This is a genomic window from Alsobacter sp. KACC 23698 (assembly GCF_045348435.1).
In the GTDB taxonomy this organism is placed as follows: Bacteria; Pseudomonadota; Alphaproteobacteria; order Rhizobiales; family Beijerinckiaceae; genus Alsobacter.
This window is the reverse complement of sequence record NZ_CP157484.1, coordinates 398944-415643: the sequence shown is the minus strand read 5'-3', so window position 1 is coordinate 415643 and position 16700 is coordinate 398944. Positions and strand designations below refer to the sequence as shown.

Here is a 16700-nt window from a genome sequence, read left to right as displayed (position 1 = left end):
CTCCCGCCGCTCCGCCGGGGATGACAGGCTAGACCCAAGGGCGGCGCGCTGCGCCGGATAAGGGGACATGCAGCCAAGCCCCGCCACCCCTCACCCCGTTCCGGGGCGAGGGGGCCAGCGGCGGCCTTCCCCCAAGACCCACCCCGTCATCCCCGGCGCGCCGCAGGCGCGGGAAGGGAATCCAGAAAAGCCGGGCGAAGGGCGACCCTGATCCAACCCTCCTGGATCCCCTTCCCGGCGCTGCGCGCCGCCGGGGATGACGCCCTTCTCCCCGGCACGGGGAGAAGGTGGCCCGAAGGGCCGGACAAGGGGCCGGACGGCGCCACGGCGGTTGACAAACTGATAAAATTCCTATAACCCTATCGATGCTCTGGTCCACGGAGGGGCGTCTGCAGCGTGACGGATGTGGATCGGGGGCGGCGGCCGTCGAAGCCGGGCTCACGACCCGGTCGAGGCGGCGGATGGAACCGAAGGTCCGACCAGCGAAGCGCGAAGGGGCTGAAAGCGCCCCGGGACCGGCTCTTCTATCCTTCAAACGCTGCGCGCGGAGCGGCGGGGCCTGGCGGCCTCCCGGCTTCACTATCCACCTACCCCACTCGCCGTGGGGTCCCCAGCGACGCCGCTCCGCGCCGCCCTCCACCTCCGGGCCGAAAGGCCGCGGAGCTATTCGTGCTTCGCTTCTCCTCGGCACGGGGAGAAGGCGGCCGAGCATCGCGTCGCGATGGACGAGGGGAATGGGGCTGCCGCGGGTCAGGCGGCGCGCCGGGCGCCGGCCGCCCGGCCGTAGAAGGTCTCGCCCTTGGCGGCCATCTCGCGCAGCTGGGCGTTCGGCTCGAAGCGGGCGCCGTATTTGGCGGCCAGCTTCTCGCAAAGCGCCACGAAGGCCTTCGCCCCCATGCCGTCGATGTAGCTCAGCGTGCCGCCCGTATAGGGCGCAAAGCCGAAGCCGATGATGGAGCCGACATCCGCCTCCCGGGGGTCGGTGACGATCCCCTCCTCGACCGAGCGCGCGGCCTCGAGCGCCTGGGTGACGAGCAGGCGCTGCTTCAGCTCCTCCACGTCCAGCGCGTCCGGATCGAGCTGCTGGCCCGCGATGGCGGCGAGGCCGGGCCAGAGCGTTTTCGGGCCCTTCTCGGGATAATCGTAGAAGCCCTTTCGGTTCTTGCGGCCGAGGCGGCCTTCCGTCTCCACCAGCGTCGTGAGGAGCTTTTCCTGCACGGGATCGACAGCGGCGTCGCCGAGCTGGGCCTTCGTGGCCTTGACGATCTTGAGCGCCAGATCGATCGCGACCTCGTCGTTGAGGGAGAGCGGGCCCACCGGCATGCCGGCCATGCGGGCGACGTTCTCGATCATGGCGGGCGGCACGCCTTCCATGAGCATCAGGTGGCCCTCGCGGATGTAGTTGCCGACGCAGCGGTTGGCGTAGAAGCCGCGCGCGTCGTTGACCACGATGGGCGTCTTCTTGATGGCGCGCACATAGTCGAGCGCCAGCGCCAGGGCCTTGTCGCCGGTCTGCTTGGCCATGATGACCTCGACCAGCAGCATCTTTTCCACCGGCGAGAAGAAGTGGATGCCGATGAACTGCTCGGGCCGCTTGGCGGTGTCCGCCAGGCCGGTGATGGGCAAGGTCGACGTGTTGGAGCCGAAGATGGCGCCTTCCGGCATGGCGGCTTCGGCGCGGGCGATCACCTCCGCCTTGACCTTGGGATCCTCGAACACGGCCTCGATCACGAGGTCGCAATCGGCCAGCGACCCATAGTCGGCCGATGGCGTGATGCGGGCCAGCAGGGCGTCGCGGTCGGCCGTCTTGGCGCGGCCCTTCATGATCTGGTCGGTGACGAGCTTGTGCGAGTAGGCCTTGCCCTTCTCGGCGGCTTCCATGTCGCGGTCGATCAGCACCACGTCGATGCCGGCGTTGGCGGTCACATAGGCGACGCTCGCGCCCATGAAGCCTGCCCCGATGACGCCGACCTTCTTGAGGCTGGAGGCCGGGACGCCGACCGGGCGGCGCGCGCCCTTGTTCAGCTCCTGCATCGAGACGAAGAGCGTGCGGATCATCGCGGCCGCCTCGGGCGAGCGCAGGATCTTGGCGAACCAGCGGCTCTCGACCTTGAGGGCGAGGTCCATCGGCAGTTGCAGGCCCTCATAGACGGCGTGCAGCACGGCCTTGATGGCCGGGTAGTTGTTCTGCGTCTCGCGGCGATAGATGGCGTTGGCGGCCGGCCACACCATCATGCCCTGGGGCGAGTAGACCTTGTTGGACGGCAGGCGGTAGCCCTCCGCGTCCCACGGCGCCTTGGCGACCCCGCCGGCCAGGATCCAGGCCTTCGCCTTGGCGACGATCTCGGCCTTGGGGGCCACCTCGTGCACGAGGTTCATCGACTTGGCGGCGGCGGGGCGGATCTGCTCGCCCTTGAACAGCATCTGCAGGGCGTCGCCGGTCGGCATCAGGCGGGCGACCCGCTGGGTGCCGCCGGCGCCCGGGAACAGGCCGACCTTCACCTCGGGCAGGCCGACGCGGGTCGCCTTGTCGTCCGAGACAACGCGGTAGTGGCAGGACAGCGCGAGCTCGAACGCGCCGCCGAGGCAGACGCCGTTGATGGCCGCCGCGAAGGGCTTGCCGCAGGTTTCGAGCCGCCGATACAGCAGGCTGAGCCGACGGCTCTCGTCGAAGAAGAACTGCATGGCGGGCTCTTCGCCCTGCTGCTTCACCAGCTTGGCGTAGGCCAGCCCGAGACCCTGCAGCATCGTGAGGTCGGCGCCGCCGGAAAAGCTGCCGTCCTTGCCAGACGTGATCACGCAACCCTTGATGGCGTCGTTGGACGTCACCTCGTCGATGAGCTTGCCGAGGTCTTCCATCACCTGCGGGGTGATGACGTTCATGGAGCGGTCGGCCATGTCCCAGGTGGCGAGCGCCACGCCGTCGGCGTCGATGTCGAAGCGGAAATTCGCGAGTTCCATTGGGTGTCTCCCTGTTCCGCTTGCGTCAGACGCGCTCGATGATCGTCGCCGTGCCCATGCCGGCGCCGATGCAGAGCGTGATGAGCGCGGTGGACTTGCCGGTGCGCTCCAGCTCGTCGAGCGCCGTGCCGATCAGCATGGCGCCCGTGGCGCCGAGCGGATGGCCGAGCGCGATGGCGCCGCCGTTGGGGTTCACCTTGGCGGGGTCGGCATCGAAGGCCTGCATGAAGCGCAGCACCACGGCGGCGAAAGCCTCGTTGACCTCGAAGAGGTCTATGTCGGCGATCGACATGCCGGCGCGCTGCAGCACCTTGCGGGTGACGTCCACCGGGCCCGTCAGCATCAGCGCCGGCTCCGAGCCGATGTTCGCGAATGCGCGGATGCGGGCGCGGGGCTTCAGGCCCGCCGCGCGGCCGGCGTCGGCGTTGCCGACCAGCACGGCGGCGGCGCCGTCCACGATGCCGGAGGAGTTGCCGGCGTGGTGGACGTGAATGACCTTTTCGACTTCCGGGTGGGCCTGCACGGCCACGGCGTCGAAGCCGCCCTGCTCGCCCATCATCACGAAGGAGGGCTTCAGGCTCGCCAGCGACTGCATGTCGGTCTGGGGCCGCATGTGTTCGTCATGGGCCAGGATCGTGAGGCCGTTGACGTCGCGCACGGGCACGACGGACTTCGAGAACCGGCCCTCGTCCCAGGCGGCCTTGGCGCGGCGCTGGCTCTCGACAGCATAGGCGTCCACCTCGTCGCGGCTGAAGCCGTATTTGGTGGCGATGAGGTCGGCCGAGACGCCCTGCGGCATGAAGTAGGATTTGATCGCGATGGCCGGGTCCACCGGCCAGGCGCCGCCGGAGGCGCCGATGCCGACGCGGCTCATGCTCTCCACGCCGCCCGCGACCGCGAGATCCTGCTGGCCGGACATGACCTGCGCGGAGGCGAAGTTCACGGCGTCGAGGCCCGAGGCGCAGAAGCGGTTGATCTGAATGCCCGGCACGCTGTCGCCATAGTCGGCCGTCAGCGCCGCCGCGCGGGCGATGTCGCCGCCGGCCTCGCCCACCGGATCGACGCAGCCGAGCACGACGTCGTCGACCTTCGTGGTGTCGAGGTCGTTGCGCTCGCGGATCGACCGCAGCGCATGCGCGGCCAGCGCCAGCGAGCTCACCTCGTGCAGGGATCCATCCTGCTTGCCGCGCCCGCGCGGGGTGCGGACGGCGTCGAAGATGTAGGCGTCGGGCATGGTGGTCTCCCTGGGGTCCGCCGGCGCGCGGCGGTTGGGGTGATCTTAAGCATCAAACGGCGGCGCGCGAACTCTCTCCCGCGCGGCGGGGGAGATGTCCGCGCCGCGGACAGAGGGGGTGCTCAGGACAAGCTGGACATCCGGCGCTCGACCGCCCCCTCCCTGCCCTCCCCCGCTGCGCGGGAGAGGGTTCCAGAACTCAGAACGCCTCGGCGGGCATCGCCATGATGGCGTCCGAGCCGGCGGAGATGCGGGCGAGGTGGGCGGCGGTCTCGGGCAGCATGCGCTCCATGAAGAAGCGGGCCGTCACCAGCTTGGCGTCGAGCACGGCGGCGTCGCCCTCGCCGGCCGCCTTCTTGGCCGCGGCCGCCTCGACGATGCGCACCCACATGTAGCCCATGGCGACGAGGCCGAAGAGGTGCATGTAGTCGACGCTGCCGGCGCCGGCGTTGTCGGGCCTGGCCATGGCGTTGTTCATGAACCACATGGTGGCCTGCTGCAGGTGCTGCAAGGCGCCGCCCAGGGGCTTGCAGAACGGCGCCAACGCCGGGTCCTCGCCCTTCTCCTTCAGGTAGGTCCCGACCTCGTTGAAGAAGCCCATCACGGCGCGGCCGCCATCCTTGGGCAGCTTGCGGCCGACGAGGTCGAGCGCCTGGATGCCGTTGGCGCCCTCGTAGATCATGGCGATGCGGGCGTCGCGGACGAACTGCTCCATGCCCCATTCGGCGATGTAGCCGTGGCCGCCGAACATCTGCTGGGCCCTGACCGCATTGTCGAAGCCGACATCTGTCAGCACGCCCTTCAGCACCGGCGTCAGGAGGCCGAGCCAGTCGTCGGCCTGCTGGCGTTCCTTCTCGTCGCCGCCGCGGTGAGCGACGTCGCTCTTCAGCGCCGTGTAGAGCACCAGCGCGCGGGCGGCCTCGTTGAAGGCGCGGATCTGCAACAGGGTCCGGCGCACGTCGGGGTGGACGATGATCGGGTCCGCCGGCTTGTCGGTCGCCTTGGCGCCCGTGAGCGAGCGGCCCTGGATGCGATCCTTGGCGTAGGCTGCGGCGTTCTGGTAGGCGACCTCGGACTGCGCAAGCCCCTGGATGGCGACGCCGAGGCGCGCCTCGTTCATCATCACGAACATGGCGGCGAGGCCGCGGTTCTCCTGGCCGATCAGCCAGCCGGTCGCCTCGTCGTAGTTCATCACGCAGGTGGCGTTGCCGTGGAGGCCCATCTTGTGCTCGATGGAGCCGCAGGCAACGCCGTTGCGGTCGCCGAGCGAGCCATCGGCCGCCACCTTCACCTTGGGGACAACGAAGAGCGAGATGCCCTTCACGCCCTCGGGCGCTCCCTCGATGCGGGCCAGCACGAGGTGGATGATGTTGGACGTGATGTCGTGCTCGCCGGCCGAGATGAAAATCTTGGTGCCGGTGATCTTGTAGGAGCCGTCCGGCTGCGGGACCGCCTTGGTCTTGATCAGCCCCAGATCCGTGCCGCAATGCGGCTCGGTGAGGTTCATGGTGCCGGTCCACTCGCCGGCGATCATCTTCGGCAGGTACAGCGCCTTCTGCTCGGGCGAGCCGTGGGTGTGCAGAGCCGCGATCGCGCCCATGGTGAGGCCCGGATACATGGCCAGCGCCATGTTGGCGGAAGACGAGAACTCGTTGACGACCGCCGCCAGCGTGTAGGGCAGGCCCTGGCCGCCATATTCGGGATCCGCCGCGAGGCCGATCCAGCCGCCCTGCGCGAAGGCGTTCACGGCGTCCTTGAAGCCCTTCGGCGTGGTGACGCGGCCGTCGTCATGGCGGATGCAGCCTTCAAGGTCGCCCACGCGGTTGAGCGGCTGCAGCACCTCCTCGCAGAGCTTGGCGGCTTCGCCCAGAACCGCCTCGACCACGTCCGGCGAGGCGTCCGCGAATCCCGGCAGGTTGCTGTAGCGCTCCATGCGGAAGACGTCGTTGAGCAGGAACTGGACGTCCTCGACGGGGGCCTTGTAGGTCGGCATGGCTGGCTCCTCCAGGGGGTCCCGCATTCGCGCGAGCAGGCTCGGCGGGACGTCTACCCGATTTAGTTCACATATAAACCATGTCGGCCGGCTTGGGAAGAGGGAGACCGGGGCGGCGTTCCGCTAGGAAACGAATTCTTCGTCTCTCCTACTCAAAACTTAACGGCCAAAGCGGCTTCCTTAACGACCTGTTTACCGTAAGCCCAGAAAAGTCAGATGCGCGGAGTTCGCTCAGTCGTTCTGAAGAAGGGCCGAGGAACGCCGAGGCTGCATCGGCCCCCGCCGATGCCCTGGTGCCGAGTGGGTTCGCACCCCTCAAAGACGAGCGTGGACATGAAGCAGGCGATCCCGTGGAGCGTGAAAGGCGTCGACGCGAATGCGCGCGACGCGGCCAAGGACGCCGCGCGACGGGCCGGCATGACGCTGGGCGAGTGGCTCAACACCGTCATCGCCGAGACCGCCTCCGAACGTGAAGAGCGTGAGCGGCGCGAAGCCGCCCAATCCCATGCGCCGGCCCATCCCCAGGCCCGTGATTTCGAGGGCGAGGAGCGCCCGGCGGCCCACGCAGCATCCCCGTCCCGGTCGCGCCCGGCGGCGCCCGCCTCGCGTCCCGCGGCCCGCCACGAGGACGATGCCGCGGCGGAGCGCCTCGCCAGCCTCGAAGCCCGGCTGGAGCGCCTGTCCCAGCGCGCCGGCGAGACCGCCCTGCCCCGCACGGCGGCCAAGCGCCAGCCGGCAGGCGAGCGACAGGACGCCTACGCGGACCGCAACGACCTCGCCTCGGTGCTCGAGCGGGCCATGCAGGAGAACCGGCTGCGCACGGAAGCCGTCGAGGAGAAGACGGCCGGCGCGCTCGATTCGATCGTCCGCTTCATGGAGCGCTCGGACACCCGCCGCGGCGAGGAGCTGAGCGCCCTCGCGCAAGCCCAGGAACGCACCTCCACCGCCCTGCGCGACGCGCTGGGGCTGGTGACGAACCGCATGGATTCGCTGGAGCGGGCCATCGCCCACAAGGGCTCTACAGAGCTGGAGCCGATCCGGGCCGCCATCCTGCGGCTGGAGGAGCGGATCGAGCACAAGACCGCCTCGGCGACGGCGTCGCCGTCGCGAATCGAAGCCTCGATCAAGCAGTTGGAGAGCCGCCTCGTCGACATCGCCGACAAGCTGGAGGAGACCGAGCACGCGTCGTCCGCCCGCGGCGGCGACCGGGGCCGGGGCGAACGCATCGCCCGCATCGAGGAAAAGCTCGCATCGGTCCTGGACGCGCTCGACGCGCAGGGCGGGGCCGACCGCTACGACGACGACGACGCCGAGACGCTGATTCCGCCGGCGCACACCCTCGACGAGGCCATCGCCCAGATCCGCTCCCGCCAGACCCGGCTGGAGGCGCCGCCGCAACGCCGCCCGCGCGAGGCGGACCGCACCGCCGAACTGCTCGACGGCCTGCGCGGCGACGTGGTGAGCCTGGCCGAGCGCCTCGAGCGCATGGACCAGCCGCGCGATCCGCCGGGCGTCGACGCGATGCGCCGCGAGCTCGCCGACCTCGCCCGCACCGTCCAGACCATCTCCAACCGCAGCGATTTCGCCTCCCTGGAACGCAGCGTCGCGACGCTGTCGGACCGGGTGGAGAACTGGGAGGCTCACCAGGACGGCGAGCGCCATCATGGTCCGGCGCAGCACGTGCTGGACGACATGCGCAACCTGGTCGAGGAGCTGCGCCCCGTGGCCGGGCTGACCGCGCTGCGCGACGATATCGGCGGCCTCGCCGCCAGGCTCGACCGGGCTCCCGCCCAGGGCATGTCGGCCGAGGTGGTCGAAGCCATCCTGTCGCAGATCGCGGACCTGCGCGGCGTCGTCGCCAAGGCGGCCAGGCCCGTGTCGCTGGAGCCGCTCGAGAAGCAGGTCGCCGCGCTCGGCCACCGGCTCGACATCGCGCTCGCCAAGCCGTCCCGCGGCTCCGGCCAGGTGGGGTCGGCCGCTCTCGCCGACCTCTCCGACGCCGTCGCGGCGATCCGCGCGGCCATGCAGGACTTCAACCCGCAGGCGAGCTTCGACCGGCTCGAACAGCGCCTGGAGGAGCTGGGCCAGCGCTTCGACCGCGAGGGCGACCGCGGAGACTTCGACGACATCCGGGGCCGGCTCTCGCCGATCGAGGGACAGCTTCGCTCGCTGGGCGAAAAGCTCGACTCGTTCAAGGGCGCGCCCGCCAACCGCGCCGCGCTGGACGCGCTGGACCGCAAGATGTCAGCCCTGTCCGAGGCGCTGGACCGCAAGTCCGCCGCGCCCGACATGACGCCCCTGGAGACCCTCGTCCGCACGCTCGGGGACAAGATCGACAAGGTGCGCACCGGGGCGGGCGACGCGCCGTCGCTGGACGCGCTCCAGGGCCACCTCGCCTCGATGACGGCCGCGCTGGAGCGCTCCGGCGAGGGCTTCTCGGCCCTGCGCTCGATGGAGCGGTCCATCGGAGACCTGTTCGCCAAGATCGAGGACGCCAAGCTCGGCGCGCTCGCGGCCGCCGACGTCGCCGCCACCAAGGCAGCGAACGAGGCGGCGGCGCGGGTGATGGGCTCCGACACCTCCCGCTCCGCCCCGTCGGAATTCGCCGAGGTGCGCACGCGCCAGACCCTCGAGGCCGTGCACGACACGCTGGAGAAGATCGTCGAGCGGCTCGGCATGCTCGAATCCGACATGGCGAGCGACCGCGTCCGGTTGATGACCGTCGCCGAGGGGGCCGGCCGCCAGCAGCAGGCGCGCGACGCCGCCCCCTCCGCGGCCTCGGCGCCGACCGTGACGGCGCAGAAGCTGGCGGCCGCCGCCGCGGCGGCCGAGGCGGCCCGGGCGCTCGGCCTGCAGCCGCAGCGGCAGCCGGCCCGCCCAACGGCCCGCGCCAGCGACGCCGAACGCGCGCACGACGCCCCGACGCAGTCCTCCGCTTCGGCGGCGATCATGGATCTCGCCGACGACATGCTGCTGGAGCCCGGCAGCGGACGCCCGCAGGGCCATGGCGAGCGCGTCGCCCCGGACTTCGACCGCGACGACCAGGCAGAAAGCCCGAAGGCCAGCTTCATCGCGGCCGCCCGCAAGGCCGCTCAGGCGGCGCACGGCGCCCAGCCGATCCGGGAGGAGCCGAAATCCAGGTTCCGGCTCGGCGGCTCCGACAAGACCGGCAAGGTCAAGACCGCCGCCAAGGCGGTCGCCGCTTCGGCCCAGGACGCCATCAGCCGCAGCGCCGCTTCCGACGGGGACGCCATCGGGGCGGCCGCGGGCGGCGGATCCGCGGTCGAGCAGGTCCGGGCCTATGTGGACGCCAAGCGTCGGCCGATCCTGATCGGCCTCGCCACCATCCTCCTGGCGGTCAGCGGCGCCCAGGTGGCGCGCAACATGCTGCAGGGGCAGGAGCCGTCCAACCTCGCGCCCCCGCAGGCCCCGATCGACGGGACCGCCCGCAACGCCGAGAAGCAGTCCCAGCTGGCGCCGCCGGCGGCCTCGCAGCCGGCCCGGCCGGCCCCGGAGAGCGCCGCGCCCGCAGCCCCGACGATGGGTTCCAGCCTGACGGCTCCGACGGGCGTCCCGGCCCAGACCTTCACCGCCAACCCGCTGGCTCCCGGCGTCTCCTTCGGGGCGCGCGACCCCGCCACCGTCGGCTCGCTCGCCCCCGCCCCGAAGCCGGGGCCGGCCGACGCCAAAGCCCCGGAGGGCAAGGCCCAGGACGGCAAGGGGCCGGAGGCTCCGGCCGCGAGCCTGCCGACGGGCGCATGGCCCAAGGCGCTGCAGAAGGCGGCGAGCCTGAACGACCCGGCCGCCTCCTACGAGATCGCGGTGCGGCTGGCCGACGGCCGCGGCGCGACGCGCGATCCCAAGCTCTCGGCGCAGTGGTTCGAGAAGGCGGCGGGGCTCGGCCTCGCGCCGGCGCAATACCGCCTCGGCAGCATCTACGAAAAGGGCGTCGGCGTCGCCAAGGACCTGGCGATGGCCAAGAGCTGGTACCAGCGGGCCGCGGACGCCGGCAACGCCAAGGCGATGCACAATCTCGGCGTGCTGATCGCAGAGGGCGTCGGCGGCAAGCCGGACTATTCGGGCGCGGCGCAGTGGTTCCGCAAGGCCGCCGAGTTCGGCGTGCGCGACAGCCAGTACAACCTGGCGATCCTGACCGCGCGCGGCCTTGGCGTGCAGCAGAACCTGCCGGAAAGCTGGATGTGGTTCTCGCTCGCGGCGGCCCAGGGCGACCAGGACGCGTTCAAGAAGCGCGACGAGGTGGCGGGCCGTATGGACGCCGCGCAGCTGGCGGCCGCCAAGGCGGCGCTCGACGCGTTCCGGGCCAAGCCGCAGGACGCCAAGGCCAACGACGTCGCCGCTCCGGCGGGCGGCTGGGACCGCGACAGCGCCGGCGACGCGCCCGCAAAGGCGCGATCGGCGAAGCTCTGACGCGGCTCGCGGCGCCGGCGCCACGCCCGGGCCAAATCAGGACGGCGACGGCCTTGCGCCGTTGACGGACCGGCGACGCCTCCGCTTGATGGGCGGCGGACCCGGCCCGCGGCGGCCCAGGCCTCCGCAGCCCATGCCGCCCAGCGAGGCCACACCCCGTGCAGATCTATCTGCCCATCGCGGAGCTTCCCGTCAGCATCTTCCTCGTGCTGGGCCTCGGCGCGGCCGTGGGCTTCATCTCGGGCATGTTCGGGGTGGGCGGCGGCTTCCTGATGACGCCGCTGCTGATCTTCATCGGCATCCCGGCGGCGGTGGCGGTGGCGACGGAGTCGGCCCAGATCGCCGCCTCGTCGATGACGGGCGCGATCGCCTACTGGCGCCGGCGGGCGCTGGACTTCAAGCTCGGGTCGGTGCTGCTGGCCGGAGGCGTGCTCGGCACCGTGCTGGGCGTCGCCTTCTTCAACGCCATGCGCCGCCTCGGCCAGCTCGATCTCGTCATCACCCTCTCCTACATCACGCTGCTGGGCTCGGTCGGCGGGCTGATGTTCACCGAGAGCCTGCGCGCCATGGCGTCGGCGCGGCGGGGCGGACCCGTGAAGCTGCGCCATGGCGGGCAGCATCCCTGGTATTTCGGGCTGCCGCTGCGCATGCGGTTCCACCGCTCCAAGCTCTATGTCAGCATCATTCCGCTGGTGACCCTGTCGACGCTGATCGGCTTCATCGGCGCGGTGCTGGGCATCGGCGGCGGCTTCCTGATGGTGCCGGCGCTGATCTACATGTTCCGGGTGCCCACCGCCGTGGTGGTGGGGACGTCGCTGTTCCAGATCCTGTTCACCATGGTGGCGGCGACGATGCTGCATTCGGCCACCAACCAGTCGGTCGACATCATCCTGGCGATGCTGCTGGTGGTGGGCGGCGTCTTCGGGGCCCAGTTCGGGGCCCGGGCGGGGCAGAACATCCGGGGCGAACACTTCCGGCTCCTGCTGGCCCTCATCGTGCTCGCCGTGGGGGTGCGCTTCGCGTCCGAGATCGTGCTGAAGCCGGACGAGCTGTTCTCGCTCGGCGTGACGGAGATCCGCCGGTGAGGCCGGGCCTCGCCCGCGCGCTGCGCCTCGCCGCCGTGGGCGCGATGGCGTCGCTGTGGGCCGGCGGGGCCGCCAGGGCCGAGACCCTGGTGCTGTCGCTCTCCAGCCACCGGGTGCAGATCACGTCCACCTATACGGGATCGGAGCTGGTCGTCTTCGGCGTCATCGACAATGAGCGCCGCAGCGTGACGCGGGCGGAGCCCTACGACGTGGTGGTGACCGCCACGGGGCCGCGCGCCTCCACGGTGGTGCGCCAGAAGATGAAGCTCGGCCCGATCTGGATGAACCTGAACCAGCGCAAGTTCTTCGAGGTGCCGACCACGCTGGCGCAGATCTCCTCGCGCCCGATCGAGCTCATCTCGTCGCCGGACCTGCGCCGCCGCTTCGGCCTGGGGCTGGAGGCGCTGCTCGACCCGGCCGGCTACGACCTCATCTACGACCCGACCTTCAGGACCGCGCTGGTGCGGCTGCAGAAGGACGCAGGGCTTTACAAGGTCAACGAGCGCGGCGTCACCTTCATCACGCCCTCGATCTTCCGGGCGGTGGTGCCGGTGCCGGCGACGGCGCCGCTCGGCGGCTACGAGGTCGGGGTGGCGCTGTTTTCGGGCGGCGTGCTGCTGGCCCGCGAGAGCACCAATTTCGAAGTCACCAAGGTGGGCTTCGAGCAGGCGGTGGCCCAGGCCGCGCACCAGCACCCCGTGCTCTATGGCGGGCTGACCGCCGCGCTCTCGCTCGCCTTCGGCTGGCTCGCGACGGTGATTTTCCGGCGGGACTGAGCGCGCGTCGCGCTGGCCCTTCGGGCGGGGCCGGGGTAACGATCGGCCAGATCCTCGCCCGCCGGAGCCCGCATGACCGCGCCGACCCTCGACACCCCCGACCCGGCGCCCGCCGCCCTCCGCGACGACCGGGTCATGCCCACCTCCGCGATGGCGCTCGGCGCGGCCGGGGTCATCCCTTTCGTGGCGCTCACGGTGGCGGCCCTGGTGCAGGCCGATGCGCGGCTCGGGCTGCCGTCGGGCTTCGCGCGGGCGGGCCTCGTCGCCTACGGGGTGGTGATCGCGTCCTTCCTGGGCGGCGTGCGCTGGGGCGTGGGGCTGCTGATCCCCAACCGCGAGCATGCGCCCAGCCTGTTCGTCATGTCGGTGCTGCCGCCCCTGGTCGCCTGGGGCGCGCTGTTCATGTCGCGGCCGCACGACCTCGTCGTGGTGATCGGCTGCTTCCTGGTGCTCGGGGTGTCGGACGTGGCGCTCGCCTGGCGAGGCGCGGCTCCGCGCTGGTACGGCACGCTGCGCCTGGCGCTCACCGCCGCCGTGGTCTGCACGCTCCTGGTCGCGCTCGCGATGCTGCCCGGCGCGGAAGGCTAACGCCGCTAGTCCGGAGACAGCTGCGCGGCGGAGACCGCGTAGACCCGGTCCGAGCCCATCACATGGGCGGTGAAGCGGCGCGCGAAGAGCGGCGCGAAGGCGCGGTCGAGCACGTTGAGCCCGCCCGCATAGGCGCCGAAGGCCGGCATCACGCAGCGCCGCCCGTCCGACACGAAGCAGCGGCGGCGGATGGCGCGGCCGCGCCCCGCCACCTTCGCGGCCGGATGGAGATGGCCCGCCAGCTCCGGCCCGGCCTCGCCGGGCGCCGGCTCGTGGCGCAGCGTCACGCCGCGCAGCACGACGCTGTCGCAGGCCTGGCCGCCGAGGCCGGCCGGGGGCTCCGGATCGTGGTTGCCGGCGATCCAGATCCAGTCCGCCCCGGTCTGGAGGATGCGCAGGGCCGCCATGTCCTCGGCCGGGATGCGCTCCAGCGCCCGCACGTCATGGAAGCCGTCGCCCAGCACCACGACGGTGGCGGGCCGGTAGCGGGCCACCACGGCCGTCATGGCCGCCAGCGTGGCGCGGCTGTCATAGGGCGGCAGCATCTGGCCCCGGGCCGCGTAGGCGGAGCCCTTCTCCAGATGGAGGTCCGCCACGACCAGCAGCCGCTCGGCCTCCAGGAACAGCGCGCCGGAGCGGCAGGCCGCGAAGACGGCGTCGCCGATGCGCAGCTCCGTCGCGACTGCGGCGGCGTCGCGGGCGGACAGGGCCGATGGGCGCGCGTTCACGGGGTCTCGCTCCGCGACAGCTTGATCCGCGCGAAAGCCCGAAGTCCCCTGGAGCGGGACGACGCGCGGGCCCGGTTCGACAGCGACGCGGCCGCCGGGGCGGGACGCGGCTGCGCGTCCGCCGGGCCGACGGCCGCCGCGGGCGTCCCCGTCTCCATCGCCTCGTCCATCATCTGCGCTTCCGCCTCGGCCAAGATGTCCTCCGCCGCCTCGCCATAGACCGCCTCGCGGCCGATCTCCAGCATCACCGAGATGGCCAGCGGAGAGACCCGCTCCAGCGACTTGTGCATGATTCGCCCCTGGATGCGCGACAACATGCCGGCCAGGCGCTGCAAGTCGAGGAGACCCGTCGCCGCATCCGCCCGGGTGGCCTTGAGCAGGATATGGTCCGGCTCGTGCCGGCGCAGCACGTCATAGACGAGGTCGGTCGACATGGTGACCTGGCGGCCGCTCTTCTCCATGCCGGGATGCCGGCGCTCGATGAGGCCGGCGATGATGGCGCATTGGCGGAAGGTCCGCTTCATCAGCGCGGACTCGTCCAGCCACTCCTCCAGGTCGTCGCCCAGCATGTCCTGGGCGAAGAGCTCGTCGAGGCTCAGCCGACCCTGCGCGATCGCGGCGCTGAGGTCGGCGAGGCCCCAGACGGCGAGGCCGTAATCGGTCGCCACGAAGCCGAGCGGCCTGAGGCGGGCGCGCTCCAGCCGGCGGGTGAGCAGCATGCCGAGCGTCTGGTGGGCGAGCCGCCCCTCGAACGGATAGGCGACCAGATAGTGCCGGCCGGCTCGCGGGAAGGTCTCGACCAGCAGGTCGTCGCGCCGGGGCAGCGCCGACCTGCGGGTCTGGTTCTCCAGCCAGTCGGCGACACCGCCCGGGAGCCGGCTCCACTCGGCCGGATCGGCCAGCATGGCGCGGACCCGGGCCGCCAGGAAGGTGGAGAGCGGGAACTTGCCTCCCGCATAGGAGGGCACCTTCGGGTCCGTGCCCGCCGGGGCGCGCGACACCACCACCTCGTTCTCGGCCAGCGCCTCGAAACGCAGGATCTCGCCGGCGAACACGAAGGTGTCGCCCGGCAGCAGCCCCTCGGCGAAATACTCCTCCACCTCGCCCAGGGTCCGGCCGCCGCGCGCCACCACGCCGGGCGAGCCGGGCCGGGCGTGCTTGACCCGGCCGAGCCGCACCTTGAGCATGGCGGCTTCCACGATGGTGCCAATATTCATGCGGTATTGCTGGGCCACGCGGGGGTTGGCGGCGCGCCAGAGCCCGTCCGTCCCGCGCCGGATCTTGGCGAAGCGGTCATAGGTGGCGAGCGCGTAGCCGCCGGTCGCCACGAAGGCGACCACGCGGTCGAAATCGTCGCGGCCGAGGCCCGCATAGGGGCTCGCGGACGACACCTCCGCGTAAAGATCGTCGGCGTCGAAGGGCTCGGCGCAGGCCATGCCGAGGACGTGCTGCGCGAGCACGTCGAGCGCTCCGACCCGGGCGTCGGGCGTGTCCTGCGCGGCCTCCGCGACCGCGTCCAGCGCCGCCCTGCACTCCATGATCTCGAAGCGGTTGGCCGGCACCAGCAGCGCCTGAGAGGCCTCGTCGAGCCGGTGGTTGGACCGGCCGATGCGCTGCATCAGGCGGCTCGCGCCCTTGGGCGCGCCGACATTGACGACGAGGTCGACGTCGCCCCAGTCGATGCCGAGGTCGAGCGTGGAGGTGCAGACCACGGCGCGGAGCTGGCCTGCGATCATGGCCGCCTCCACCTTGCGGCGCTGGGCCACGTCCAGCGAGCCGTGATGCAGGGCGATCGACAGGCCGTCCTCGTTGATGCGCCAGAGCTCCTGGAAGATGAATTCCGCCTGCATGCGGGTGTTGACGAAGACCAGCGTGGTGCGGTGCGCCTGGATGGCCTCGTAGATCGCCCCCATGGCGTGGACGGCGTTGTGCCCGGCCAGCGGCAGCGTGCGCGAGCCCTCCAGGATGCGGATGTCGGGCGCTGCGCCGCCGGCGACGGCCACGAGATCAGCCATCTCCGGCGCCAAGGCGCCGCGACTCTGCGACGCTCCGGCGCCGTGACTCTCCGGCGTTGCGGCGCCACGACTCTTCGGCGCCACGGCGCCACGCGATCCATCGGGCGGCGCGGAGCCGGTCGCGCCCAGGTAGCGGCGCAGCTCGTCGGGCTCGCGGACCGTGGCCGACAGCCCCACCGCGGCGAGGCCGGGCGCAAGGCGGCGGAGCCGGGCGAGGCCGAGCGACAGCAGGTCGCCGCGCTTGGACGTCACCAGCGCGTGCAGCTCGTCGAGCACGACGCGGCGCAGGCCGGCGAACAGGGTGCGGGCGTCGCGGTGGGCCAGCATCAGGGCGAGCTGCTCGGGCGTCGTCATCAGGATGTCGGGCGGCCGCTGCATCTGGCGGGTCCGCTTGTGGGCGGGCGTGTCGCCGGTGCGGGTCTCCACGCGCACGCCCAGCCCCATCTCGGCGATGGGCGCCTCCAGGTTGCGGGCGATGTCGGTCGCGAGCGCCTTCAGGGGCGACACATAGAGCGTGTGAAGACCGCGCCCCTCCAGGCCGCCGGGCGGCGCGTCGGCGAGCTCGACCAGGCTCGGCAGGAAGCCCGCCAGCGTCTTGCCGGCGCCCGTGGGGGCGACCAGCAGCGCGGAGCGGCCGGCCTGCGCCAGCGCCAGGAGTTCGAGCTGATGGGGTCTCGCAGCCCAGCCGCGCGACTCAAACCACGATGCGAAACGGGGCGGCAGGGCGGCATGGTCGGGTGGGGGAGCGCTCACCCGCCTGAAACTAGCGCATCCGGGCCCGATTGGGATTCCGGGATCGCGAAAGAGGCCCGCGCCTCGCCGTTGCGGCCCGGACGCGTGTGCGCAGCCACACATCAGGCTTGGCTTGATCAGGGCAATGTTCCTGCGTGGC

Annotated in this window: 9 protein-coding genes; 4 read left to right on the top strand and 5 right to left on the bottom strand. The window is 71.6% G+C overall.

Going from position 1 to position 16700, the window contains the following annotated elements; all coding sequences use genetic code 11:
* Positions 1–750: 750 nt before the first annotated feature.
* The 3 genes from ABEG18_RS01825 to ABEG18_RS01815 all read right to left on the bottom strand — a co-directional run bounded on the left by ABEG18_RS01825 (position 751) and on the right by ABEG18_RS01815 (position 6188).
* Entirely contained in the window at positions 751–2961 is a 2211-nt protein-coding gene (locus ABEG18_RS01825) for an FAD-dependent oxidoreductase (RefSeq protein WP_406856393.1), read from the bottom strand.
* Between the two features lie 25 nt (positions 2962–2986).
* Positions 2987–4195: an acetyl-CoA C-acetyltransferase gene (locus ABEG18_RS01820; protein ID WP_406856392.1), complete on the bottom strand. Its 1209-nt coding sequence runs from the start codon at positions 4193–4195 to the stop codon at positions 2987–2989.
* 199 nt (positions 4196–4394) lie between these two features.
* A complete protein-coding gene (locus tag ABEG18_RS01815; protein ID WP_406856391.1) occupies positions 4395–6188 on the bottom strand; it encodes an acyl-CoA dehydrogenase C-terminal domain-containing protein in 1794 nt (597 codons plus the stop codon).
* Positions 6189–6521: 333 nt separating this feature from the next.
* On the opposite strand from ABEG18_RS01815, the gene ABEG18_RS01810 reads away from it, so the two are divergent.
* The 4 genes from ABEG18_RS01810 (at position 6522) to ABEG18_RS01795 (ending at position 13065) form a co-directional block, all read left to right on the top strand.
* Positions 6522–10616, top strand: a complete 4095-nt coding sequence (locus ABEG18_RS01810; protein WP_406856390.1) for a hypothetical protein — start codon at positions 6522–6524, stop codon at positions 10614–10616.
* Between the two features lie 158 nt (positions 10617–10774).
* Positions 10775–11701: a sulfite exporter TauE/SafE family protein gene (locus ABEG18_RS01805; RefSeq protein WP_406856389.1), complete on the top strand. Its 927-nt coding sequence runs from the start codon at positions 10775–10777 to the stop codon at positions 11699–11701.
* Complete coding sequence (locus tag ABEG18_RS01800) at positions 11698–12477, top strand: TIGR02186 family protein (RefSeq protein WP_406856388.1); 780 nt, start codon at positions 11698–11700, stop codon at positions 12475–12477. Before ABEG18_RS01805 ends, ABEG18_RS01800 begins: the two co-directional genes overlap by 4 nt.
* 72 nt (positions 12478–12549) lie before the next feature.
* Positions 12550–13065 carry a DUF3429 domain-containing protein gene (locus ABEG18_RS01795; RefSeq protein WP_406856387.1) on the top strand — a complete coding sequence of 172 codons (516 nt, stop codon included), beginning with the start codon at positions 12550–12552 and terminating at the stop codon, positions 13063–13065.
* 5 nt (positions 13066–13070) lie between these two features.
* Here the strand turns inward: ABEG18_RS01795 and pdeM are convergent, their stop codons facing one another.
* Complete coding sequence (gene pdeM, locus ABEG18_RS01790) at positions 13071–13793, bottom strand: ligase-associated DNA damage response endonuclease PdeM (RefSeq protein ID WP_406856386.1); 723 nt, start codon at positions 13791–13793, stop codon at positions 13071–13073.
* Complete coding sequence (locus tag ABEG18_RS01785; protein WP_406858511.1) at positions 13790–16663, bottom strand: ligase-associated DNA damage response DEXH box helicase; 2874 nt, start codon at positions 16661–16663, stop codon at positions 13790–13792. The genes pdeM and ABEG18_RS01785 overlap by 4 nt, the downstream gene beginning before the upstream one ends.
* Positions 16664–16700: the final 37 nt, after the last annotated feature.

What these genes read in the sequence shown, in the direction of transcription:
- ABEG18_RS01825 (WP_406856393.1), bottom strand. Translation starts at nt 2,961, where the DNA reads ATGGAACTCGCGAATTTCCGCTTCGACATCGACGCCGACGGCGTGGCG.
- ABEG18_RS01820 (WP_406856392.1), bottom strand. Translation starts at nt 4,195, where the DNA reads ATGCCCGACGCCTACATCTTCGACGCCGTCCGCACCCCGCGCGGGCGC.
- ABEG18_RS01815 (WP_406856391.1), bottom strand. Translation starts at nt 6,188, where the DNA reads ATGCCGACCTACAAGGCCCCCGTCGAGGACGTCCAGTTCCTGCTCAAC.
- ABEG18_RS01810 (WP_406856390.1), top strand. Translation starts at nt 6,522, where the DNA reads ATGAAGCAGGCGATCCCGTGGAGCGTGAAAGGCGTCGACGCGAATGCG.
- ABEG18_RS01795 (WP_406856387.1), top strand. Translation starts at nt 12,550, where the DNA reads ATGACCGCGCCGACCCTCGACACCCCCGACCCGGCGCCCGCCGCCCTC.
- ABEG18_RS01785 (WP_406858511.1), bottom strand. Translation starts at nt 16,663, where the DNA reads ATGTGTGGCTGCGCACACGCGTCCGGGCCGCAACGGCGAGGCGCGGGC.